The organism is Lysinibacillus sp. 1 U-2021, from assembly GCF_029916965.1.
GTDB classification, from domain to species: Bacteria; Bacillota; Bacilli; order Bacillales_A; family Planococcaceae; genus Lysinibacillus; species Lysinibacillus capsici.
The window spans coordinates 583,064-606,551 of record NZ_CP123966.1; the positions used below are offsets into that span (position 1 = coordinate 583,064).

General features: G+C 37.1%; 22 protein-coding genes, 1 tRNA gene and 1 rRNA gene. 13 read left to right on the forward strand and 11 right to left on the reverse strand.

Features of this window, described 5'->3' with window-relative positions; translation table 11 throughout:
* Nucleotides 1-90: 90 nt before the first annotated feature.
* Nucleotides 91-375 carry a co-chaperone GroES gene (gene groES / locus QH639_RS03035; protein ID WP_004224358.1) on the reverse strand — a complete coding sequence of 95 codons (285 nt, stop codon included), beginning with the start codon at nt 373-375 and terminating at the stop codon, nt 91-93.
* Between the two features lie 171 nt (nt 376-546).
* On the opposite strand from groES, the gene QH639_RS03040 reads away from it, so the two are divergent.
* Nucleotides 547-1,311, forward strand: a complete 765-nt coding sequence (locus QH639_RS03040; protein ID WP_115672985.1) for a CPBP family intramembrane glutamic endopeptidase — start codon at nt 547-549, stop codon at nt 1,309-1,311.
* 77 nt (nt 1,312-1,388) lie between these two features.
* Here QH639_RS03040 and tatC read toward each other — a convergent pair whose 3' ends face one another.
* From tatC to QH639_RS03055, 3 genes are all read right to left on the reverse strand, one after another.
* Entirely contained in the window at nt 1,389-2,213 is an 825-nt protein-coding gene (gene tatC / locus QH639_RS03045; protein WP_131522365.1) for a twin-arginine translocase subunit TatC, read from the reverse strand.
* Between the two features lie 16 nt (nt 2,214-2,229).
* Entirely contained in the window at nt 2,230-2,415 is a 186-nt protein-coding gene (locus tag QH639_RS03050) for a twin-arginine translocase TatA/TatE family subunit (RefSeq protein ID WP_008176991.1), read from the reverse strand.
* Nucleotides 2,416-2,580: 165 nt separating this feature from the next.
* Nucleotides 2,581-3,216 carry a redox-sensing transcriptional repressor Rex gene (locus QH639_RS03055; RefSeq protein WP_004224350.1) on the reverse strand — a complete coding sequence of 212 codons (636 nt, stop codon included), beginning with the start codon at nt 3,214-3,216 and terminating at the stop codon, nt 2,581-2,583.
* Between the two features lie 253 nt (nt 3,217-3,469).
* Here QH639_RS03055 and QH639_RS03060 point away from each other — a divergent pair, with 253 nt between their 5' ends.
* Entirely contained in the window at nt 3,470-5,413 is a 1,944-nt protein-coding gene (locus tag QH639_RS03060) for an ABC transporter ATP-binding protein (protein ID WP_237898784.1), read from the forward strand.
* 434 nt (nt 5,414-5,847) lie between these two features.
* Here QH639_RS03060 and tsaD read toward each other — a convergent pair whose 3' ends face one another.
* From tsaD to QH639_RS03090, 6 genes are all read right to left on the reverse strand, one after another.
* Nucleotides 5,848-6,864, reverse strand: a complete 1,017-nt coding sequence (gene tsaD, locus QH639_RS03065; RefSeq protein WP_048394920.1) for a tRNA (adenosine(37)-N6)-threonylcarbamoyltransferase complex transferase subunit TsaD — start codon at nt 6,862-6,864, stop codon at nt 5,848-5,850.
* A complete protein-coding gene (gene rimI, locus QH639_RS03070; RefSeq protein ID WP_054548892.1) occupies nt 6,864-7,316 on the reverse strand; it encodes a ribosomal protein S18-alanine N-acetyltransferase in 453 nt (150 codons plus the stop codon). The genes tsaD and rimI overlap by 1 nt, the downstream gene beginning before the upstream one ends.
* A complete protein-coding gene (tsaB, locus tag QH639_RS03075; protein WP_131522368.1) occupies nt 7,309-8,016 on the reverse strand; it encodes a tRNA (adenosine(37)-N6)-threonylcarbamoyltransferase complex dimerization subunit type 1 TsaB in 708 nt (235 codons plus the stop codon). The genes rimI and tsaB overlap by 8 nt, the downstream gene beginning before the upstream one ends.
* Nucleotides 8,013-8,462: a tRNA (adenosine(37)-N6)-threonylcarbamoyltransferase complex ATPase subunit type 1 TsaE gene (gene tsaE / locus QH639_RS03080; protein WP_131522369.1), complete on the reverse strand. Its 450-nt coding sequence runs from the start codon at nt 8,460-8,462 to the stop codon at nt 8,013-8,015. Before tsaE ends, tsaB begins: the two co-directional genes overlap by 4 nt.
* Before the next feature lie 181 nt (nt 8,463-8,643).
* On the reverse strand, nt 8,644-8,982 hold the full coding sequence (locus QH639_RS03085) for a hypothetical protein (RefSeq protein WP_048394912.1): 339 nt from the start codon (nt 8,980-8,982) through the stop codon (nt 8,644-8,646).
* A 467-nt stretch (nt 8,983-9,449) separates the two neighbouring features.
* Nucleotides 9,450-9,525, reverse strand: a tRNA-Asp gene (locus QH639_RS03090).
* Between the two features lie 196 nt (nt 9,526-9,721).
* On the opposite strand from QH639_RS03090, the gene QH639_RS03095 reads away from it, so the two are divergent.
* Nucleotides 9,722-10,786 carry a M24 family metallopeptidase gene (locus QH639_RS03095; RefSeq protein ID WP_281115649.1) on the forward strand — a complete coding sequence of 355 codons (1,065 nt, stop codon included), beginning with the start codon at nt 9,722-9,724 and terminating at the stop codon, nt 10,784-10,786.
* Between the two features lie 161 nt (nt 10,787-10,947).
* Here the strand turns inward: QH639_RS03095 and rrf are convergent.
* Nucleotides 10,948-11,060, reverse strand: a 5S ribosomal RNA gene (gene rrf / locus QH639_RS03100).
* Here rrf and galF point away from each other — a divergent pair.
* The 10 genes from galF to wzzB all read left to right on the forward strand — a co-directional run bounded on the left by galF (nt 11,047) and on the right by wzzB (nt 23,393).
* The gene (galF, locus tag QH639_RS03105) at nt 11,047-11,919 is read left to right on the forward strand and encodes a UTP--glucose-1-phosphate uridylyltransferase GalF (RefSeq protein ID WP_281115650.1); all 873 of its coding nucleotides are present in this window, start codon (nt 11,047-11,049) and stop codon (nt 11,917-11,919) included. The two genes, rrf and galF, sit on opposite strands and share 14 nt — an antisense overlap.
* Before the next feature lie 334 nt (nt 11,920-12,253).
* Nucleotides 12,254-13,522, forward strand: coding sequence for an oligosaccharide flippase family protein (locus QH639_RS03110; RefSeq protein ID WP_130564990.1), 1,269 nt, complete (start codon nt 12,254-12,256; stop codon nt 13,520-13,522).
* On the forward strand, nt 13,519-14,454 hold the full coding sequence (locus QH639_RS03115) for a glycosyltransferase family protein (protein ID WP_032265048.1): 936 nt from the start codon (nt 13,519-13,521) through the stop codon (nt 14,452-14,454). Before QH639_RS03110 ends, QH639_RS03115 begins: the two co-directional genes overlap by 4 nt.
* Complete coding sequence (locus QH639_RS03120) at nt 14,438-15,586, forward strand: glycosyltransferase (protein ID WP_053263902.1); 1,149 nt, start codon at nt 14,438-14,440, stop codon at nt 15,584-15,586. Before QH639_RS03115 ends, QH639_RS03120 begins: the two co-directional genes overlap by 17 nt.
* Nucleotides 15,583-16,743 (forward strand): oligosaccharide repeat unit polymerase, encoded by a 1,161-nt coding sequence (gene wzy, locus QH639_RS03125; RefSeq protein ID WP_072664657.1) that lies wholly within the window; start codon nt 15,583-15,585, stop codon nt 16,741-16,743. The genes QH639_RS03120 and wzy overlap by 4 nt, the downstream gene beginning before the upstream one ends.
* On the forward strand, nt 16,740-17,846 hold the full coding sequence (locus QH639_RS03130; RefSeq protein ID WP_053263900.1) for a glycosyltransferase family 4 protein: 1,107 nt from the start codon (nt 16,740-16,742) through the stop codon (nt 17,844-17,846). Before wzy ends, QH639_RS03130 begins: the two co-directional genes overlap by 4 nt.
* Before the next feature lie 482 nt (nt 17,847-18,328).
* Nucleotides 18,329-19,345 (forward strand): UDP-glucose 4-epimerase GalE, encoded by a 1,017-nt coding sequence (gene galE / locus QH639_RS03135; RefSeq protein ID WP_032265458.1) that lies wholly within the window; start codon nt 18,329-18,331, stop codon nt 19,343-19,345.
* 102 nt (nt 19,346-19,447) lie between these two features.
* Nucleotides 19,448-20,854: an NADP-dependent phosphogluconate dehydrogenase gene (gene gndA / locus QH639_RS03140; RefSeq protein ID WP_053263899.1), complete on the forward strand. Its 1,407-nt coding sequence runs from the start codon at nt 19,448-19,450 to the stop codon at nt 20,852-20,854.
* 248 nt (nt 20,855-21,102) lie between these two features.
* Entirely contained in the window at nt 21,103-22,269 is a 1,167-nt protein-coding gene (gene ugd / locus QH639_RS03145) for a UDP-glucose 6-dehydrogenase (RefSeq protein ID WP_000704798.1), read from the forward strand.
* Between the two features lie 143 nt (nt 22,270-22,412).
* Nucleotides 22,413-23,393 (forward strand): LPS O-antigen chain length determinant protein WzzB, encoded by a 981-nt coding sequence (gene wzzB / locus QH639_RS03150; RefSeq protein ID WP_077875010.1) that lies wholly within the window; start codon nt 22,413-22,415, stop codon nt 23,391-23,393.
* The last annotated feature ends 95 nt before the right edge of the window (nt 23,394-23,488 follow it).

Here is a 23,488-nt window from a genome sequence, read left to right on the forward strand (position 1 = left end):
CTTCAATATATTTATATCAATTTCACCTTATTGTCACATTTGTTATGCAAACAATAAGTATTCACCTTACGTAAGGTGCCTTTAAAGTTCTTATTCAATAATTGCAAGAATATCGCTTTCGCGTAAAATTAGGTATTCATTACCTTCAAATTTAACTTCTGTGCCAGCGTATTTAGAGAAAATAATGCGGTCGTCAACTTTAACGTCAAGCTCTACACGTTGCCCGTTCTCTAATACACGACCTGTCCCAACTGCTACTACTTTACCTTCTTGTGGTTTTTCTTTTGCAGAGTCAGGTAGTACAATACCGAATGCAGATTTTTCTTCTACCTCGATTAGTTCAATTACAATACGATCTCCTAGTGGTCTTAACAAGTGAAACAACCTCCTAATAATTAAATAATTGTTGATATTTATTAGCACTCTATATCAATGAGTGCTAACACAATTATTATGATAATCAATCACTCTTTTTTTTGCAAGTCAGAACTTCAAAAAATTTTGTTTTCTTTCCATATTCCTCTACAATAGAAAGGAAGCATATGAATGGAAAGGATTTTGACTGTGACTAATTCTCAAAAAGTAACGAAACATAAAAAAACAGCCCTGTATGTTTTGCTGATTTATATCTTGATGCAAATCTCTAGCAGATGGTTGCTCTTACCGTTCCATAGGCTCATCATGAAGGTAACTGGTTTAGCTTCTGAACAAGCGGCTCCTATTACTCAAGGTTGGTATATCGCACTAAGTTTTGCGGTAGCGCTCATTTTAAGCTTAATCCTTACATCTCGAGATAAAGCATTTTGGAACATTTACCAAGGAAAAAAAGAAACGATACCTCTTACAATTGTGTGGGGAATCATCGGCTTCTTCCTAGTGTTCTTTGGACAAATGATTGGTGCAGCTATTGAGATGGCTGTTTTCGGTATTGAAGGAGGCTCACAAAATACTGCAGATATTGTCGCGATAGCTAAAGGTGCTCCCATCGCTATATTAGCAATTGTTGTATTCGGGCCAATCTTAGAAGAATTCGTCTTCCGTAGAGTGATCTTTGGCTCGCTTGTCCAAACAACAAATTTCTGGGTGGCAGCAATTGTGAGTGCCATTTTCTTTGCGATTATCCACTTCGACTTCTCACATATCTTGCTTTATACCATTTGTGGTTTAATTTTCGCCTTTTTATATCACAAAACAAAGCGCATTTGGACGTCTATTATTGCACACGTCATGCTTAATGGATTTGTGACACTTGTACAATTCTATGCGGAACCATTGCAAAAGTTTCTTCAAGAACTCGAAAAAATGCAATAAATTTTTGTAAAGCGATTGTAAGATGCAAAAATAACACAAAAGCTCGGTGTCCCATTTAGGGCACCGAGCTTTATTTATTACTGTTGATTCAATTCTTCTATTTGTCGTCGTTGCTGCTCAAGTGCCTCTTCAATCTGGCGCTTTTGTTCCGCTTCCTGCTCTTCTTTTAATCGAATCTCTTCGGATTTAAGATATTTCTTATAGCCGATTCGTGAAATCATAATACTAATTTCATACAAAATAAACAGTGGAACTGAAACCATTAAATGCGAAGCCAATTCAGGCGGTGCAATAATCGCAGCACATACAAATAAACCAAAGTACGAGTATTTACGAATACGAATTAGTAATTCTGGACTTAATATGCCAATTCGTGAAAAGAATAAAACAACAATTGGCAATTGGAAAAGGAAACCAAAGGGTATTGTAAGCTTAAACAAGAATGTAAAATACTGATGTATGCCAATGGTTTGCTTTATCTCCAAATCATTCGATAAATTCATCATGAATTTGATGACATATGGGAATAGTAAAAAGTATGAAAAAGATAACCCTGCAAGAAACAATAAAAATGAATACGGAATATAGCTTAGAGTTGCTTTACGCTCTACTTCCCTTAATCCAGGGCTAATAAACGACCATAATTGATACATCAACACTGGTGATGAAAGAATAAATGCAATTATAAAAACAACTTGTATATAAATTGCAAGTGGTGTGACTACATCAAATGCATGGAGTTCTATATTATATTTGGCTCCAGTCATTTGAAGGTATTTTACAAGTGGCTTTGCGACAAAAAAGGCGCCGGCCATAGCTAGAACAAAGAAAACGGCAACAATGAACAGCCGTTTTCTTAATTCTTCTATATGCTCAATGACAGTTAGATCTTTTGGATTCATTCCTCAACATCCTAACTTACTTATCTAGTTCTTTCTTTTTCTTATCATCATCATCTTCGTCGGCTAAACCTTTAGTAGCATTTTTGAATTCACGTAGTGTTGAACCAAATGCCTTACCAAGCTCTGGTAACTTTTTAGGACCAAAAATTAGTAACGCGACAACTCCGATAATAATGAGGCTCATAGGACCAATACCACCCATTACAGCCACCTCCTCTTTATATCCATCATTTTAACGCATATTTCGCCATTTTGCTAACTAATTATATGTGAAAGTTTTTCGTCACACTCACTGATTTGACCTCATTTTATTTAAATTATCTATTTGACAGAAACGGGGAATTACACTAAAAAATATGTATGGTTTTCACTCTTCCTGATTACGTATTAAATAAATAAGCGCTTGCAACTCTACCGATAAATCGATTGTTAAAAGCTGCATTCTATCAGGTACTGTTAATCGCTCTGGCGTAAAGTTTAAAATTCCCTTTGCATTCATGGCTGCTAAGCGATCCGCCATTTTTTGAGCGGAGCGTGGTGAAACGGTTAAAATAGCAAGCTCTGCACCGTATTCTGCATATTTTTCTTCCAATAAATCTGGATGAAAGACCGGAATGTTACTGATCATTTTGCCATCCTTCGGTGCTTTTGAATCGAATGCTACCACAATATGTGTATTATGGTTTTTTTGAAAATTATATTTTAATAATGCACTGCCTAAATTCCCCACACCAATTAACGCTACTTTTGTCGTTTCATGTTGATCAAGCGTCTGGCTAAAAAATTGTAATAGATGTTGCACATCGTAGCCATAACCTTTTTTCCCAAGTGCACCAAAATAAGAAAAATCACGGCGAATAGTTGCAGAATCTATTTTCATCGCTTCACTCAATTCCTTCGACGAAATACGTTCCATACCTTCTTGTGCAAAGTTTTGAATAAATCGATAGTAAAGAGGAAGTCTTTTTGTAGTGGCTTGTGGAATTTTTAATTCTTGTTTCAAACTTTTTCCTCCTTATGATGTACCTCCATCAATTTTACTGTCTTTAACTACTAATTTTAATACATTCATCCTTAACAATATACAACATTTTTGCAATCCCCTGCTGTATTTCTCTTTAGTTAATGGCGCCTTATACGCAGCTAACTAAAAAGAAATCGTTTCAATCTTACATGACTGCTAGGAATAAGTAAAGCACGGACATTGCATGCAAATCGTTCATCCTTTACACTAAGGTAGAATTGAGGTGTCAAGAATGATTGTTTTACAGGTCAATCAACTAACTAAATCCTTTCTTGCAGATGAAATTTTAAGTGGTGTTAAATTAGAAGTTCAACACCGTGACCGTGTTGCCTTAGTAGGACGAAACGGTGCAGGTAAATCTACTTTATTAAAAATAATTGCTGGTCAAATGTCTTATGATTCAGGTGATATCATTATCCCAAAGGATATTCAAATAGGCTATTTAGAGCAACATGCAGGATTAAACTCTACGCTAACAATTTGGAATGAAATGATGACTATATTTGAATCTCTTTTAGCCCAAGAACAGCTGCTACGCTCACTTGAACAACAAATGGCTGATCCTACTGTCTATGAAAACCCTACTATGTATGCGAAAGTTATGTCGGAATACGATCAATTACAGCATACGTTTAAAGATGCAGGTGGCTATCAATATGAATCAGACATACGGTCAGTCCTTCATGGTATGCAATTTTATTCCGAAGACTATGATAAACCCATCAGTTCCTTATCTGGTGGACAGCGCACACGTTTAGCACTTGCTAAGCTCTTACTTAGTAAACCAGATCTTTTAATTCTCGATGAGCCAACGAACCATTTAGATATCGAAACACTATCTTGGTTGGAATCCTATTTAAAGGGCTATGAAGGCGCTATTTTAATTGTTTCCCATGACCGCTACTTCTTAGACCAAGTCGTTTCTATTGTCTACGAAGTATCTCGTCATCGCGTTACCAAATATCCGGGTAATTATAGTGCATATCTAGATGAAAAAGCTAAAAATTATGAGCGTGATGTCAAACTCTTTGAACGTCAGCAAGATGAAAAGGCCAAGCTAGAGGATTTTATCCAAAAAAATATTGCACGTGCTTCTACAACAAAAATGGCACAAAGTCGACGTAAAATGCTTGAACGTACCGAGTGGATGGAATCGCCGGATGGTGATGAGAAATCCGCTAGTTTCGGTTTCACGATTGAACGTCAAAGTGGAAATGATGTTTTATCTGTTGATGAATTAACGATTGGTTATAACGAACGTACCATTTCTAGTGGGATAAACCTCCGCACTTTTCGTGAGGATCGTATTGCCCTTGTTGGACCAAACGGAGTTGGTAAATCGACATTATTAAAAACAATTGTAAAAGATTTATCCCCTCTTGGAGGTAGTATTCGATATGGTACGAATGTACAAATCGGCTACTATGATCAAGAGCAAGCAAAGCTATCGAGCAATAAGAGTGTCCTAAAAGAATTATGGGATGAATGGCCACTCATGAACGAAAAAGATATTCGAACTGTATTAGGGCGTTTTCTTTTTAGTGGTGAAGATGTGGATAAAGCTGTATCCTCTTTATCGGGCGGTGAAAAAGCACGCCTTGCACTCGCAAAGCTAATGATGCAAAAGGCTAATTTCTTAATTCTAGATGAGCCTACCAACCATTTAGACTTAGATAGCAAAGAGGTATTAGAAAATGCCTTGATCGATTATCCAGGTACGCTTCTATTTGTCTCACACGACCGCTACTTCATTAATCGTATCGCAACAAAAGTGGTGGAGTTATCTGGAACGGGTTCATTTGAATATTTAGGTGATTACGATTATTACGTTGAGAAAAAGCAGGAACTATTAGAGCTAGCACAAATGAAGGCTGCCTCCCAACCACAAGTACAGCAAGACCTCCCTGATAAAACGTCTACATCAAAAATTGATAAAGAAGCAAAAAAGCGTGAACGTCAAATTAGACGTACGATTGAAGATTTAGAAAGCAAGATGCAAGAAACATCTGCTATGGTTGCAAGACTAGAAGAAGCTCTTTGTGACTCTGCCATTTTTACCGACCATGAAAAAATTTCAATGCTTCAAGCAGAATTAGCAACTGCTAAAGAACAGCATGAGCTATTAGAATTAGAATGGCTTGAGCTAAATGAAGAACTAGAAAATATTAGCATGTAAATGATGTAAGCCGTGTGACCTTTCACATGGCTTTTTCTTTACTTGTCTTCATTTTTCATATATATTGGTCAAGTGCTATTTTTCGACAAAAAATGCCCACAGTTTTATTCACACTATAAATCTAGTAATACCAACATATCAACAGAGTTTTCCACATTGTCCACAACAAAAATTTATTTTATCCACATTCTATCGTATAAAACCAGCTACTATATATTGAATAATCACAAGTTATACACAAGTTATCAACAATTTGTGCATAAGTACGCGTGTTCGCCATTTAATTCGCTCCTTTACCTGTGGATAATTTTCTGAAAAATTTGTCAATTGTAATGCTTCTACTGACTATTCCCTTCGCACGGTTCTTTTTTATCAACAATTATTCGACAATTAATAAAAGAGGTATCTAAAAATATAGATACCTCTTTCCTATACTATACCCAGGATTTTAACTCCATTCCTGGACGTCCATTCATCATTAAGTTTCCTCGAATACCAGCCTCAAACATCGGCATAGCTGCTGCGCCAATCATTGCCGCATTATCCGTACACAATTTAAGCGGGGGAACAAAAAACGGGATGCCTTCTTCTTCAAAAACAGTCTCCAAAGAAATTCGCAACCCCTTATTTGCTGCTACACCTCCAGCTGCAATAACCTGTTTCACCTGATATTCGCGAGCAGCACGTAATGTTTTAGCAGTCAGTACTTCAACAACACTTTCCTGAAAGCCCTTGGCAACAGCTGCTGGTGAAATAGCTTCACCTCGTTGATCCATATTATGTTTATAATTGATGACAGCTGATTTTAAACCGCTAAAGCTAAAATCATACGAATCCTCTTCCAACCATACTCTTGGAAAAGGAACAGCCTCTCCTTCCTCATGAGCAAGACGATCAATATGTGGCCCACCAGGATAAGGTAAATTTAAAACACGCGCCACTTTATCATAAGCTTCACCCGCTGCATCATCTCGTGTTTCACCAATGACCTCAAAAGAGCCATGTTCCTTCATATAGACAAGCTCTGTATGACCGCCTGAAACTACAAGTGCTAATAAAGGGAACTCCATCGGTTGAACAAGCGCATTGGCATAAATATGCCCTGCAATATGATGCACACCTACAATTGGTAGGTTATTCGCAAAGGCAAAAGCCTTCGCTGCATTAATACCAATCAACAATGCCCCTACAAGACCCGGACCCTCTGTAACAGCAACCGCATCCAAATCTACCGGCTTTAAATTTGCTTGAGCTAATGCTTCTTCAATTACCATCGTAATTTGTTCAACGTGATGGCGTGATGCAATTTCAGGAACAACGCCACCAAATCGCTTATGACTCTCTATTTGAGAAGCAACAACATTCGACACGATTTCATGACCATTTCGTATAATCGCTGCAGCTGTTTCATCACAGCTTGATTCTATTGCTAATATCAATCCATTATTCATTATAAATTCACCCACATGACAAGGGCATCCTCCCCGTTATCCGTATAATAGCCTTTCCGTATACCACCATCTTGGAATTGGAGCTTACGATAAAGATTTTGTGCAACTGTGTTCGTTACTCGTACCTCCAATGTCATAACCTCCATTCCATGTAAACGAGCTATTTGCATTGCCTCACGCATTAATCCCTCGCCTATACCTCGTCCACGAGCTGCCTCAATAACAGCTACATTCGTAATTTGGGCTGCATCTATAACCATCCACATCCCGCAAAAACCAATAATACTTCCACTTGCATCAACAGCCAGCACATAATGGGCATACTGATTTTCATGTACTTCATAGTAAAAGGAATCCAACGTCCAAGGTACAGGAAATGAAGCTACTTCAATTTCATAAACTGCTGGTACATCATCAGAAACCATTTTACGATAAGTTACATCACTACTCATGTTCTTTCTCCTTCTGTTCTTTCAGCCAATTTGCTTCAGCCTCTGCAATTCGTTTATATTGTGGGACAAAGTGATGAGTAGCTTCAACACTCGGTAACTCCACTTTAGTTCCTACACGAATAACTTCCGTTGCACGTGGCAAGTCAAGACTAAAAGGTGCACGTAAAGCGTTATCACCAAGCTCCTCTACAATGTTATCCCAAAATATGCCCACATCTGTTCCTACAAATAAAATAGGTGCATCTAATGCCCTTAAACGCTCTAACAAATCCGCGATATGTGCATGATGATCCTCCACAAGAGCCTCTAGTGTCTCTCCTTGATAAACAGCTGTATAAACGTTATCTCTTCTTGCATCAAAAATTGGACAAATTAACCCCTTATAAAGGGAAGCATTTGCAGCTAATGCTTTTAAGCTAGAGACACCAACTAAAGGTATCTGTAATGTCCATGCTAGGGTTTTCGCTAATGTTACACCTATACGGACCCCTGTATACGAACCAGGCCCTTCAGACACTGCAATCACATCCAAGTCGCCTGCCTTCAAACCTGCTCTTGCTAATACCTCTTCAATAGCGGGCATTGCGCCTGCTGAATGTGTTAATTTTATATTTTGTACCAGCTCAGCTACCACTTTTCCATCCCTTACAATAGCAACGGAAAGTGGTGTATTCGCTGTTTCTATTCCTAACCAAATCATTTCATTAGCTCCTCACATAGTGCCTCATAGCGTTCCCCACTAGGTATTAACACAAATCGTCGTTCATTGTCTCCGATTCGATAAATCTCTATCGCTAATCGATTCTGTGGCAAATCCTGTTCAATTAAATGCGCCCACTCTACCACTGATACTGCATCTCCATAAAATAATTCATCCCAACCAAGGTCCTCGTCACTTTCAGCCAAACGATAAACATCTAAATGATTGAAGGGTAAACGTCCTTCATACTGTTTAATGATTGTAAATGTTGGACTGTTGACCGTTCTTTTCACACCAAGCCCTTTTGCTAATGCCTTCGTAAACGTTGTCTTGCCTGCACCTAAATCTCCTTCTAATGTAATCGTATCTTGAGCTTCTAGTAAATTGGCAAGTGTCATCGCAAAACGCTCTGTATCATCAACTGAATTCATGATTATTTCATACATTCTCATTTTTCCTCTCATCACTACATTACCTCTAGTTTACCTAAACTAGCGAAAATGTTCAAAGCATCCAATATCATTATATCCTACTTAGATTGTCTTCGTTAAAAAGCCTAATTTTATGACATAGGTAACTCATTTAAATAAAAAAACACGCCTTCTTTTACAAAGACGTGACAACTATTTATCTGTTTGAATGACCTTTCACTGCTATGATTTCTTTGCCAATTAGTTTATCATCCTTAAATTTCACTATATAGGCCTGTGTCATCAAGATTTCATCATTCCAACGATATTCATTATTTTTGATTTTTTTACCTGCTCCGCCTGCTGCTTCTACTACCTCAATATATGACATATCATTTTTTAATTTCTCAAATTCTACTTCATTCATATTTTTTTGCCAGTGATACGCATTTGATTCTTCAATCTCCATAATAGGATCTCCACAGCCTACCATCATTATCATGGAACCAATAAGCAAAGGGAAATAAATACTTTTAAAAGAATAATCTTTGCTCATCTAAACACCTCCGTAGCCAATCCGATTACTTCTACATTTTTACCCCTAATCTTTACATTAGAAACACTCTAATTTTACCTTATAAAAACGCAATCATTTATCGGTAATTTTTACTATTTTTAGATAATGTTAAATATATGAAATTCGCTATGTTTATGGGCATATTTTCGATTATTTCACAGCGATTTAAGCCATTTTTTAGACACCCTTGATATGTTTTAGGGAAATAGATGTTGTTTATGAAATAATAAAGGGAAGTTGGTCTCAAATACTTCACAGAATGTTATGCTTTTAGCCTCTGTGTTTCTATAAGGCGGTGTTAATCCTTTCGACGTTATTCATTGGTCATGTAATTTCTACTTAATTTTACTGATAAGCTCCTGAAAGATGTATTGGATCCATACTCCAAACACATACAAAAAAGTCCCTATGATGTAAAATCATAAGGACTGTAATATTAATTTAAATGGCGGTCCCGACCGGGATCGAACCGGCGATCTCCTGCGTGACAGGCAGGCATGTTAACCGCTACACCACGGGACCTCTTTAAGACATTTATAAATATATCATAGAAAATATAGATATACAATAGCTTTTTTCATATTTTAATAATATATTTTCCAACAATCTCTAATCTAGGATAGAATTTATCCTGCAATGCATTTTCCACATAATCATATAAGCTCTAAACATGATGCAAATTTTGCAGTATATTTAACTTTAAAGGAGGAAACAAAACATGTCAAAATTAGAACAATTACAAGCAGCCTTACAGCTCCACGATACCGATGCAATTATTATTACAAATGCTCAAAATCGTCGCTATCTAACAGGTTTTACAGGTAGTGCAGGTACAGTCATTGTAACAAAGACACGCGCACTTTTATTAGTAGACTTCCGCTATACACAGCAAGCAACAAATCAGTGTGACACCTTTGAAGTACTAGAGATTGATCGCAACCATTTATATGAAACCATTCAGGAAATTCTTGAACAGGAATTAATTCAAACTGTTGGTTTTGAGCAACATCATGTAACTTATTTTACCTATCAATTAATGAAGAGCAAATTGACAGCTATATTAAAACCAATGCCTACTATTGTAGAAGATTTACGGATGATTAAAACACCAGAAGAAATTGAAATAATTAAGAAAGCAGCATGGATTTCCGATGAGGCGTTTAATCATATTCTGACATTCATCAAACCAGGTATTTCAGAACTTGATATTGCCTATGAATTAGAGTCTCATATGCGAAAAAATGGTGCAACAGGTGCAGCCTTCGATATGATTATTGCTTCTGGCCATCGTTCAGCACTCCCACATGGCGTAGCATCCTCTAAAATAGTGGAGCAAGGTGACATGTTGACAATGGATTTTGGTGCTTACTACCGAGGTTATCGTTCTGATATGACAAGAACGATTGCTGTTGGAGAACCATTAGAGCAATTAAAAGAAGTATATCATATAGTTCATGGTGCCTTACAACATGCCCTTTCCAATATGAAGGCTGGTATTACTGGACAAGAGGCAGATCGTTATTCACGAGACTACATTACTGCAAAGGGATATGGACAAAATTACGGACACGGTGCAGGACATGGCATAGGCTTAGATATCCATGAAAATATATTTATGTCTACCATATGTAAAGACATGTTAGAAGAAAATATGGTACTAACTGTCGAACCGGGTATTTATATACCTAATGTAGGTGGTGTTCGTATCGAGGATGATGTTATCGTTACAAAAGAAGGTGTGGAAGTCATCACTCACTCTCCTAAGGAACTGATTATTTTATAGCCCATTAAAGTGATGTTTTTAATATGGAGATATCATTAAAGAAGTTTCGCTGCTTTCTTTGATATAAAATAAATGTTTTAAAGAGTAAGTACAATTATTTCATTGTACTTACTCTTTTTATAAAAGGAAAAACAGCCAGCACACAGCTGACTGTTTTGTTTGCCTAGCGACGTCCTACTCTCACAGGGGGAAGCCCCCAACTACCATCGGCGCTAAAGAGCTTAACTTCCGTGTTCGGTATGGGAACGGGTGTGACCTCTTTGCCATCAGCGGGTCTTGGGATGCATATGTTGCCTGCCACTAAGGCGATTCCCAAAGAGATGCTACCGATCGTCGACAAGCCAATGATTCAGTACATTGTTGACGAGATTGTGGCTGCAGGGATCAAAGAAATCCTCCTGGTAACTCACGCGTCCAAGAACGCGGTCGAAAACCACTTCGACACCTCATATGAATTAGAATCTCTCCTTGAGCAGCGCGTGAAGCGTCAACTGCTTGCGGAAGTGCAGTCCATCTGTCCACCGGGCGTGACCATTATGAACGTGCGTCAGGGCGAACCTTTAGGTTTAGGCCACTCCATTTTGTGTGCGCGACCTGCCATTGGTGACAACCCATTTGTCGTGGTACTGCCAGACGTTGTTATCGACGACGCCAGCGCCGACCCGCTGCGTTACAACCTTGCAGCCATGATTGCGCGCTTCAACGAAACAGGCCGCAGCCAGGTGCTGGCAAAACGTATGCCGGGCGATCTCTCTGAATACTCCGTTATTCAGACCAAAGAGCCGCTGGACCGCGAAGGTAAAGTCAGCCGCATCGTCGAATTTATCGAAAAACCGGATCAGCCGCAGACGCTGGACTCAGACATCATGGCCGTTGGCCGTTATGTGCTTTCTGCCGATATTTGGCCGGAACTTGAACGCACTCAGCCTGGTGCATGGGGACGTATTCAGCTGACTGATGCCATTGCCGAGCTGGCGAAAAAACAGTCAGTTGACGCCATGCTGATGACTGGAGACAGCTACGACTGCGGTAAAAAAATGGGTTATATGCAAGCGTTCGTGAAGTATGGACTACGCAACCTGAAAGAAGGGGCGAAGTTCCGTAAAGGTATTAAGAAGCTGTTAAGCGAATAATGAAAATCTGACCGAATGTAACGGTTGATAAGAAAATTATAACGGCAGTGAAGATTCGTGGCGAAAGTAATTTGCTGCGAATATTCCTGCCGTTGTTTTATATAAACAATCAGAATAACAACGAGTTAGCAATAGGATTTTAGTCAAAGTTTTCCAGGATTTTCCTTGTTTCCAGAGCGGATTGGTAAGACAATTAGCGTTTGAATTTTTCGGTTTTAGCGCGAGTGGGTAACGCTCGTCACATCGTAGACATGCATGCAGTGCTCTGGTAGCTGTAAAGCCAGGGGCGGTAGCGTGTTCCCTGTACCTAAAAATTAACTTGTATTTACCGTTTATGGCGAATTATTATTTAAAAAATTCTATTTGGTTATTGTCAGAAAAAATAGTAAGGCTAATAGTTAATTTTATCTCAGTTGTTTATCTGGCTAACTTGTTGGGCCCGACAATTTATGGTGAATATAGTTATTTATATTCGATTGGAATGATTATTTATACAATATCAAGTTTAGGGCTCGACAATGTAACAACACGAGAATGTATAAATAATCCTATTGAAAAGGATAGAATGCTTTTTCTAAGTTTACTACTTAGAGGGACGACATTCGTTGTAACTGCTGTCATTTATTCTCTTTTCCTAACATCATCAAATTTTAATGTAAGCATCTTAATTCTAAGTGCATATGCATATACCATTATTACACCTTATGAGTTGTATTATGCTGGAATAGCAAATTCAAAATTTTTCTCTTCCATGCGAACGTTAGCATTTTTACTGTCAACAATTGCAAAAATAATATTTGCTTATTGGCGCTATTACGAGTTGGTAGCATTGGCATTTGCACTTGAAGGAGTGATATACATCTTATTTTCATATTTAAAAATAAAAGTACATTTTACCTTAGGTCGTCATATTATTAACTATTGTGAAATTAAGAAAATAATCATAATGTCATTGCCTTTATTTTATGTGTCAATGGTTTTGATTTTTTCCTCAAAAATTGACCAGATACTAATTTTACATTTTTTAAATTTTAATGAATTAGGCGTTTTTTCTGTAGCAATAAGTATATCTTCTGCTTTATGTATCCTTCCCAATACATTTACTAGTGCATTTTATGGGAAGATTTTAAATAGTAATGACAATGAATTAATCTGTATGATCTATAGGATTAATATTATTTTGGGTGTAGTTATTATTGCACTGTCAATATTATTTATCCCATTTATAATAGAGAGTTTTTTTTCGCCAGCATATTTTAATGCTGCTGATGTGATCACTTTACTTTTATTTAGCAATGTATTTAAATCATTAGGTTTTGCGATGAATTTTGTCATAATAAAAAAACAGAAACAGAAGTATAGTGTTATATATTTTTCTTTAGGGTTGATTGTAATTATATTATTGAATTATTTCTGTATTCCTTATTTTGGAATAAAAGGTGCTGGATTGGTTTCAATTATTGGACAAGTATTGACAAATTTAGTCTTCCCTTTACTGTTTCTAGACAAGGACATTAATTTGGAAATTAAAAATATTATGATTTCTTTTGTAAAAGCACCATTATTTATTGTTAAAGACATAAAGGCTGTAATCAAGCTATGAAAAATGTATTGTTAGTAAACTTTCCTAAAAATGGTGGCGTTAAACAATTTTCTGTGTGGTTAGATAAACAATCGAAGCATGAGTTCGAATATTATCAGTTCACGTCTTATAAAGAGCTGAAAAATAAAATCATTAAAAATAAATATAAGAGAGTTATCTTTTGCAATAATAATATTAATATTTACAAATTAATATTAACCGGTTCACTTCATGAGACAGAGGTAATATTGATTTTACATGATCACAAACTAAGGGCTGGAGCTAGTTTAAAGGAAAGAATATTAATTTTTTTATATAGGTATCACATTAGATTTTTCACAAAGATTATAATTCATAGCAATGTCAATGAGGAGAAAAATGATAAGATAGTATATCTTAAAATGCCATTTCATTATGAGGAGAGGCATGTTGCTAAAGAAAAGATAAAACTTTTGCAGTTCGGAAGAATTGATGATTATAAAAACATAAAAGGATTAGTCAATATAATAAAAAACAACGAGAATTTTGAGTTGATAATTGCCGGTAGCGGACATCTTAGTAAAAAAGAAAAATTGGATATTGCTAACAGCAAAAATATAACTTTGATTAATCAATATATTAATGCTGATATATCTGAACTATTATTTAGCTGGTGTGATTATTTATGTTTGTACTATAGCGATGTTACGCAAACTGGGCTAATTGATTATGCTTCCAAATATAAGAAAGGCGTAATAGTTTCTGATATTGATGAATTTAAAAATGTCAGCAAAAAATATACAAACTTAGTTTCAGTTATACCGTTAGAAGAAAATGAAGCTAGGATAGCATTAAATAATCTATCTGAATTATATAGTTATGAGTTGAAACAACAGATTGAGAAAGAAGCAAAATTGAACTACTACAATTCAGTTAATGCATGGGATAAATATATTAATGAATTATCAAAATAAAACCATTGCTATTTCAGCTGATTCACTTGCAAATGGCGGTGCTGAAAAAATTGCATGTAATCTTGCAAATATATTAAGCGATGAAAATAATGTGAAATTTATTTCATTTGAGAATAAAATTGAGTACGAATTAAATACAAGAGTTAAATTAGTCATCAATAAAATTAAGTTGAAAAATAAATATATTAGATTATTGCTTTATCTTTTTTTTGCACGAAAAGCCAGTTCTGATTGTGATATAGTAGTAAGCCATATGATACGTCCTAATTTAGTATATTGTTTTTTAAAGATTTTCTTCGATTTTAAGTTAATATGTGTTCATCACTCTAGTTTTAGGCGTATTAATAATGCCTTTATAAAAAAGATAGTAAAATACCTTTACAGTAAAGCTGATGCTGTTATATGTATATCATCCGATATGTTAAATGACTATATCACGCAACATAAAAATAAAAATGGTGTGCTTGTTTATAATCCGCATGATCTCGCTAGAATAAAATATTTGTCTAATGATATAAATGTAATAGATAAAATAAATAGTCAGTTTGATTGTAATTTAAATGAAATAAGTTACTATACTGTAGTTGGTCGCATTATTCCTTTGAAAAGAATTGAAACTATAGTGGAATCCTTTCAGAATATTACTTCAGATAATATAAAAATTTTAATAGTCGGGGATGGGGATCCGAAATATATCACAGCAATTCAGGGTTTAATAAAATCAAGAAATCTCAAGGATAAATTTGTCTTCGTCGGGCATTTAAGTAATCCGTATGCAGTAATAAAAAAAAGCAAAGGGGTAATTTTATGCTCTGAAAGTGAGGGGTTCCCTAATATTCTTGTTGAAGCATTATGTCTGGGTAAACCAATAATAGCATCAGATTGTATATCTGGGCCGAGGGAAATATTATGTATTAATGGCAAATTGGGAAGAAATGAAATAATTAAAAATGAATTTGGAATTTTATATCCTGTAGGTGATGCTCTTGCCTTGGCAAAGGCAATTAATTATATGAACGAAAATCACACAACTTTCATAGGCAGTAAAATTAAAAGTCGTGTGGAGGAGTTTAATATTATGCATATCAAGAAAAAATACTTATCATTGATTAATTGTTTAACTAAGCCATGAAGAATATAAAAAGTATTATTATAATAGGATATTGTTTAATTAACGTTATTTCTTACTTTACCTTAATTGAAACAAACAACTATGGGAATACGTTAAATAATATCAGTATTTCTTTGACACATTCAGAATTATTCTTGTTTCTAATAATGTCTGTGTTATCCTATTCTGTGTTTTTCATCTATAGAGATATTAAATATTATGAATGTGTTCAGGTATCGACTAGTAGAATAATTGATGTCTTTTTTGCTTTTGTTCTTTCTTATAATATTTTTGTGTTTTATATATTGGGTATTGGGAGAGCTGGCACCAGCACATCGGATATAGGTTTTTTACAAAATATTCTCCCTGTATTTCAAAGTACTTTAATATATTATGCAGTTGTACGCAAGAATATCAGGAAAATGCAGGTTGCACTATTGATAAGTGCTTCTATTTTTATTTTACTAAAAGGATGGAGTAGCCATCTATTCATTATTACTGTAGCTGAATTATTATATCGATATAGAAATCAGAGGATAAACTTTACTAAAAAATTGCTTTTGGTAATATTACTACCTATATTTATTGTTCTATTTTTCTATGTTTATAAATTGAAATATTACTTTCGTTCGGGGGTAATGTTTGATATTCCATTTTTTATTTATTTCGAATATGTGATATCTAGACTATCTCAGATATCAAATATTGCTTATTTATATGAAATTAGAGATGCTTTTCATAAAATAATAATTGAGAATGGAGAGGGAGGGGAATTTTTTATCAAAGAATTCCTTCTTGCTCTTATACCTAAAAGTTTTTTAGGAATAAATGATTATAGACCACTGGATAATTTATTTGGTATCAACTTTATCAATTCAGAACTTGATAATGCAGGCTTCGCCATAACCGTGCCAGGTTTGTTTGTTATATCATCAACTTTTGGTTTACTGAGTGTACTATGTTGTTTCTTTTTTATTCTGTTAATAACTAAATTCCTTTATCATGTGTTTTCAAAAAATTATGGTAGCGCTGGTGCTGCGATGGCAATATCTATATTACTTTATTTTAATTACAGTGGTTCATTAAAAGAAATAGCACTAAGTTTATTTGCATTTTTTCTATTTAAATTATTAAGTATTTTTCAATATAACTTCAGGAAGATAATGAAAATATCATGAAAACTATTGCCATTAGTGCCAATACGGCATGGTATGTTTACAATTTTAGGAAGAGCACTATAGAAGCTCTCATAAAAAAAGGGTATCATGTTGTAGTGATTACAGCCTTAGATCAAAAATATAGCAAATTACTTGAAACATTAGGTTGTCAAGTTTATGGGATACCATTGCGGCGAAGAAGTATTAACCCTTTGGCTGAATTAAAGGTTATGTTTTACTTGTACCAGATCTTACGGGAAAAAAAAATCAATGTTTTGCTTAATTTCACACCGAAGAATAACATATATGGAAGTATTGTTGCTCCCAAAAAAATCTCAGTAATTAATAATATTTCTGGATTAGGTGATGCTTTTGTAAGAAAAGGTGCGAAAAGAATATTTTTTTTATGGCTTTATCAATTATCTCAACAGAAAGCAAAGCACATATTTTTTCAAAATCGGGATGACTTAGAATTATTTTTACGACACAAGGTTGTGTCTACTGGTAAAGCGAGTTTAATCGCAGGATCTGGCGTGGATTTGAACCGCTTTAGTTACTCCCCTTCTGAATTAGATTACCCTAGACGTTTTATATTAGTTGGGCGGTTACTAGAGGAAAAAGGAGTGAGAATATATGCTGATGCAGCTCGTATACTGAAAGATAAGTATAAAGAAAAGGTTGATTTTAATTTATTAGGTTTTATTGATAATGAGAATGTTAGGGCAATTTCTTATTCCGAGATAAATTCTTGGATTAATGACGGTGTCGTTAATTATCTCGGTTCAACTGATAATGTTGAAACAATAGTTAAAAAGATGGACTGCGTCGTTCTACCTTCCTTTTATCGAGAAGGAATCCCTAAAAGTTTAATCGAAGCTGCAGCACTAGGGAAAATAATTGTAACTACCGATAATGTTGGTTGTAGAGATACTGTTAAAGATAAAGTGTCAGGTTTTTTGTGCAAACCAAAATCAGTAGAAAGCTTGGTTAACGCTTTAGAAAAAGTCATTTTAATCGATAAAGTCAATGCTGTTGAGATGGGAAAAGAAAGTCGTAAATTAGCTGTCGAAAAGTTTGATGAAAATCTAATTATTGCCGAATATATTAAAAAAATAGAATCATGAAGATTATATCTGTATTTCTTGCTGCGTTACGGAATACGGACTATGGTCACTATCTCATATTTTATATCCGAAATAACACCTGTTTTGCTTAAGTGAAAAATAGCTACTGCAGGTGATTGTACTGCGTTATGAAAATCTAAAATTTAAGGCCGGATAATTATTTGTATTGAAGAAAGTGGCTTCTCTGTAAAAGAGTAGTTCGAAAAATAAATATCAAATCTTTGACGTTTATTTTTGAATTAAGTGTTGAAAATACTGTGGCATAAACAATATTGTGAGCGAGCCATAGACAAATTTCTCCAAGGAGAATGAGTTTGTGGTAAATTATCTTCATGGCTTTAGCATCTATATTGTGTAATGGGGATTTAATTTACGTACCTCTAATACAGAATCATTGCTAAGATTAGATGTTGAGTTTAGAAATCAAATTGAACAACGTGATATAAAACAGAGTTCTTAGTTTAATTGATGAGAAGGGAAAAATGCGTATACTTATTACAGGCGGTGCTGGTTACATTGGTAGCCATACAATAGTCGAATTATCTAAAGCGGGACATGAGATAGTAGTAATTGATAATTTTTCTAATTCAAATAGAAATGTTATTAAACGTATTGAGCACCTAATAAATAAAAAAATAACAGTGTACGATATTGACTTAAGAGAAAAAGAAAAAGTAATTAGTGTTTTCCAGAAGTCATCATTTGATGCTATTATTCATTTCGCTAGTTTAAAATCAGTTTCTGAATCCGTCAAAAATCCATTGGAATATTATGATAATAATATATCTGGAACGCTTAATTTGCTTGCGGTGATGAAAGAGTTTAATGTTTGGAATTTTATATTCAGCTCGTCAGCAACAGTTTATGGCAATTCCTTGATTATGCCCGTAGATGAGTCTTTTAATATTGGTGGAGTTACAAATCCCTATGGATCAACAAAATTATTTATTGAAAATATACTAAGTGATTTGGCGAAATCTGATGAAAGGTGGAGAATTGCATCACTTCGCTACTTTAATCCAGTAGGGGCTCACAGATCAGGAATTATTGGCGAAGATCCAGTTGGAATACCAAATAATCTAATACCATATTTAATGAAGGTTGCTATGGGGGAACTTGAGTGTTTGTATATATATGGCGATGATTATGATACAGACGATGGAACAGGTGTACGCGATTATATTCATGTCACGGATTTAGCACTTGGTCACATATCCGCTTTAAATTATATCTATAATTCAAATGGTTATAATGTATTTAATTTGGGGACTGGGGTACCATATAGTGTAATGGAGGTAATCACTACATTTGAAAAGATTACAGGGGAAAAAGTTAAATATAAAATTACTAACCGACGTCCCGGAGATGTTGCACAATGTTGGTCATCTCCACAATTGGCAGCGGATAAACTAGGATGGAAAGCCACTCTTAATTTAGAGGATATGCTGCGCGATTCATGGAACTGGCAGAAAAATAATCCTGACGGATATGAAAGATAAGTTATTATAGATTACAGCATTTCTGTTTCTGATGCACATAGCTCAAAGTATACTTTTCATTATTGTCCGTTTTTAACCATCGCCCCCTGACAGGAGTAAACAATGTCAAAGCAACAGATCGGCGTAGTCGGTATGGCAGTGATGGGGCGCAACCTTGCGCTCAACATCGAAAGCCGTGGTTATACCGTCTCTATTTTCAACCGTTCCCGTGAAAAGACCGAAGAAGTGATTGCCGAAAATCCAGGCAAGAAACTGGTTCCTTACTATACGGTGAAAGAGTTTGTTGAATCTCTGGAAACACCTCGTCGCATCCTGTTAATGGTGAAAGCAGGTGCAGGCACGGATGCTGCTATTGATTCCCTCAAACCATATCTCGATAAAGGTGACATCATCATTGATGGCGGTAACACCTTCTTCCAGGATACCATCCGTCGTAACCGTGAGCTTTCTGCCGAAGGCTTTAACTTCATTGGTACCGGTGTCTCCGGTGGTGAAGAAGGCGCGCTGAAAGGTCCTTCCATTATGCCTGGTGGGCAGAAAGAAGCCTATGAACTGGTTGCACCGATCCTGACCAAAATCGCCGCAGTGGCTGAAGACGGTGAGCCATGCGTTACCTATATTGGTGCCGATGGTGCAGGTCACTATGTGAAGATGGTTCACAACGGTATTGAATACGGCGATATGCAGCTGATTGCTGAAGCCTATTCTCTGCTTAAAGGTGGCTTGAACCTCTCCAACGAAGAACTGGCGCAGACCTTTACCGAGTGGAATAACGGTGAACTGAGCAGCTACCTGATTGACATCACTAAAGACATCTTCACTAAAAAAGATGAAGACGGTAACTACCTGGTTGATGTGATTCTGGATGAAGCGGCTAACAAAGGTACCGGTAAATGGACCAGCCAGAGCGCGTTGGATCTCGGTGAACCGCTGTCGCTGATTACCGAGTCTGTGTTTGCACGTTATATCTCTTCTCTGAAAGATCAGCGCGTTGCCGCATCTAAAGTTCTCTCTGGCCCTCAAGCGCAGCCAGCTGGCGACAAGGCTGAGTTCATCGAAAAAGTTCGTCGTGCGCTGTATCTGGGCAAAATCGTTTCTTACGCCCAGGGCTTCTCTCAGCTGCGTGCAGCGTCTGAAGAGTACAACTGGGATCTGAACTACGGCGAAATCGCGAAGATTTTCCGTGCTGGCTGCATCATCCGTGCGCAGTTCCTGCAGAAAATCACTGATGCATATGCCGAAAAACCGCAGATCGCTAACCTGCTGCTGGCTCCGTACTTTAAACAAATTGCCGATGATTACCAGCAGGCGCTGCGTGATGTCGTTGCTTATGCAGTACAGAACGGTATCCCGGTTCCGACCTTCGCCGCTGCGGTTGCCTATTATGACAGCTACCGTGCCGCTGTTCTGCCTGCGAACCTGATCCAGGCACAGCGTGACTATTTCGGTGCGCATACTTATAAGCGCATTGATAAAGAAGGTGTGTTCCATACTGAATGGCTGGATTAATCTGATTTAAATCAATTAACCAACACAAGGCCCGGAGAAACCCTCCGGGCTTTTTTATTATACAAAGCGGCAGGTTATGGCCTTTTTTTATAATTTATGATTAAAAAAGCGATATAATACAGAGCCGCACAGCAGGATCGCTGTCTTGACAGTTCATCTACATCAGCGTTAAAAATCCCGCAGTAGATGAAGTTGTGGTGGTGGATTAATGACCACTCTAAATGTTTAACCGGAAGAAGTCAGAGCTAATGAAAATAACAATTTCAGGAACAGGTTATGTTGGTCTTTCAAATGGTATTCTGATTGCGCAAAATCACGAAGTGGTTGCACTGGATATCGTTCAGGCCAAAGTAGACATGCTTAACAAGAAGCAGTCACCGATTGTTGATAAGGAGATTGAAGAGTATCTGGCGACTAAAGATCTCAATTTCCGCGCTACGACAGATAAGTATGACGCGTATAAAAATGCCGATTATGTTATTATTGCCACACCTACCGATTATGATCCGAAAACGAATTATTTTAATACCTCAAGCGTGGAAGCGGTCATTCGCGATGTGACAGAAATTAATCCTAATGCTGTCATGGTGATTAAATCTACAATTCCGGTAGGTTTCACCAAATCAATTAAAGAACGTCTGGGTATCGATAACCTTATTTTCTCCCCCGAATTCCTCCGTGAAGGTAAAGCCCTTTACGATAATCTCCATCCGTCACGTATTGTCATCGGTGAGCGTTCAGAACGCGCAGAACGTTTTGCGGCGTTATTACAGGAAGGCGCGATTAAGCAAAATATCCCGACCCTGTTCACCGATTCGACTGAAGCAGAAGCGATTAAACTTTTTGCAAACACCTACCTGGCGATGCGCGTGGCATACTTTAACGAACTGGATAGCTACGCAGAAAGTTTAGGTCTGAATACTCGCCAGATTATCGAAGGCGTTTGTCTCGATCCGCGTATTGGCAACCATTACAACAACCCGTCGTTTGGTTATGGTGGTTATTGTTTGCCGAAAGATACCAAGCAGTTACTGGCGAACTATCAGTCTGTGCCGAATAACCTGATCTCGGCAATTGTCGATGCTAACCGCACGCGTAAAGATTTTATTGCCGATGCCATTTTGTCACGCAAGCCGCAAGTGGTGGGTATTTATCGTCTGATTATGAAGAGCGGTTCAGATAACTTCCGCGCGTCTTCCATTCAGGGGATTATGAAACGTATCAAAGCGAAAGGCGTTGAAGTAATCATTTACGAACCGGTGATGAAAGAAGACTCATTCTTCAACTCTCGCCTGGAACGTGATCTCGCCACCTTCAAACAACAAGCCGACGTCATTATCTCCAACCGTATGGCAGAAGAGCTTAAGGATGTGGCAGACAAAGTCTACACCCGCGATCTCTTTGGCAGTGACTAACATCCTGTTATCAGGGCGATTTTCGCCCTGATTCTCTTATGTTCCCTTTGTAATAATTCATTCTTTTTATCATTTATCCTATAGCATTCATGGCGATTATCGCTAAACTATGGCGACTTAAAATTATTTCGTCCGTTAGGGTAATGATGAGAGTAGAAAATAATAATGTTTCTGGGCAAAACCATGACCTGGAACAGATTGATTTGATTGATTTACTGGTGCAGTTGTGGCGCGGCAAGATGACTATCATCATTTCTGTCATTGTGGCTATTGCCTTGGCTATAGGGTATCTGGCCGTTGCCAAAGAAAAGTGGACTTCCACAGCTATCGTTACTCAACCTGATGTGGGGCAAATCGCTGGTTATACCAACGCGATGAATGTAATCTACGGATCGGCTGTACCGAAAGTCTCCGACATTCAGGCTTCACTTATCGGACGTTACAGCACTGCATTCTCAGCATTAGCGGAAACGCTGGATAACCAGGAAGAAGCAGAGAAGCTGACCATTGAGCCTACCGTTAAAAACCAGCCGTTACCACTGGCGGTGTCTTATGTGGGTGAAACACCTGAAGGTGCGCAGAAACAGTTGGCGAAGTATATCCAGCAAGTTGACGACCAGGTTAATGAAGAACTGGAAAAAGACCTGAAAGACAACATCGCGCTGCGTATGAAAAACTTGCAGGATTCTCTGAAAACTCAGGAAGTAGTCGCGCAGGAGCAGAAAGATCTGCGTATCCGTCAGATTCAGGAAGCGTTGCAGTATGCGAATCAGGCGCAGGTGACAAAGCCACAGGTTCAGCAGACTGAAGATGTGACACAAGATACGTTGTTCCTTTTGGGGAGCGAAGCGCTGGAGTCGATGATTAAGCATGAAGCGACTCGTCCGTTGGTGTTCTCACCAAACTACTATCAGACTCGTCAAAACCTGCTGGATATCGAAAACTTAAAGGTTGACGATCTTGATATTCATGCTTACCGTTATGTGATGAAACCGACGTTACCTATTCGTCGCGATAGCCCGAAAAAGGCAATTACCTTGATTCTGGCGGTGCTGCTGGGCGGCATGGTTGGCGCGGGGATTGTGTTGGGGCGTAATGCTCTGCGTAATTACAACTCGAAGTAATCTTTTCGGTTTTAAAGAAAATGGGCAGGGTGGTGACACCTTGCCCGTTTTTTTTGCCGGATGCGACAACAACATTGCATCCGCTTACCGCGCAA

Coding starts and splice junctions, on each gene's coding strand:
- QH639_RS03040 (WP_115672985.1), top strand. CDS start 547: ATGGAAAGGATTTTGACTGTGACTAATTCTCAAAAAGTAACGAAACAT.
- tatC (WP_131522365.1), bottom strand. CDS start 2,213: ATGAATCCAAAAGATCTAACTGTCATTGAGCATATAGAAGAATTAAGA.
- QH639_RS03050 (WP_008176991.1), bottom strand. CDS start 2,415: ATGGGTGGTATTGGTCCTATGAGCCTCATTATTATCGGAGTTGTCGCG.
- QH639_RS03060 (WP_237898784.1), top strand. CDS start 3,470: ATGATTGTTTTACAGGTCAATCAACTAACTAAATCCTTTCTTGCAGAT.
- tsaD (WP_048394920.1), bottom strand. CDS start 6,864: ATGAATAATGGATTGATATTAGCAATAGAATCAAGCTGTGATGAAACA.
- rimI (WP_054548892.1), bottom strand. CDS start 7,316: ATGAGTAGTGATGTAACTTATCGTAAAATGGTTTCTGATGATGTACCA.
- tsaB (WP_131522368.1), bottom strand. CDS start 8,016: ATGATTTGGTTAGGAATAGAAACAGCGAATACACCACTTTCCGTTGCT.
- tsaE (WP_131522369.1), bottom strand. CDS start 8,462: ATGTATGAAATAATCATGAATTCAGTTGATGATACAGAGCGTTTTGCG.
- QH639_RS03085 (WP_048394912.1), bottom strand. CDS start 8,982: ATGAGCAAAGATTATTCTTTTAAAAGTATTTATTTCCCTTTGCTTATT.
- QH639_RS03095 (WP_281115649.1), top strand. CDS start 9,722: ATGTCAAAATTAGAACAATTACAAGCAGCCTTACAGCTCCACGATACC.
- QH639_RS03110 (WP_130564990.1), top strand. CDS start 12,254: ATGGCGAATTATTATTTAAAAAATTCTATTTGGTTATTGTCAGAAAAA.
- QH639_RS03115 (WP_032265048.1), top strand. CDS start 13,519: ATGAAAAATGTATTGTTAGTAAACTTTCCTAAAAATGGTGGCGTTAAA.
- QH639_RS03120 (WP_053263902.1), top strand. CDS start 14,438: ATGAATTATCAAAATAAAACCATTGCTATTTCAGCTGATTCACTTGCA.
- wzy (WP_072664657.1), top strand. CDS start 15,583: ATGAAGAATATAAAAAGTATTATTATAATAGGATATTGTTTAATTAAC.
- QH639_RS03130 (WP_053263900.1), top strand. CDS start 16,740: ATGAAAACTATTGCCATTAGTGCCAATACGGCATGGTATGTTTACAAT.
- galE (WP_032265458.1), top strand. CDS start 18,329: ATGCGTATACTTATTACAGGCGGTGCTGGTTACATTGGTAGCCATACA.
- gndA (WP_053263899.1), top strand. CDS start 19,448: ATGTCAAAGCAACAGATCGGCGTAGTCGGTATGGCAGTGATGGGGCGC.
- ugd (WP_000704798.1), top strand. CDS start 21,103: ATGAAAATAACAATTTCAGGAACAGGTTATGTTGGTCTTTCAAATGGT.
- wzzB (WP_077875010.1), top strand. CDS start 22,413: ATGATGAGAGTAGAAAATAATAATGTTTCTGGGCAAAACCATGACCTG.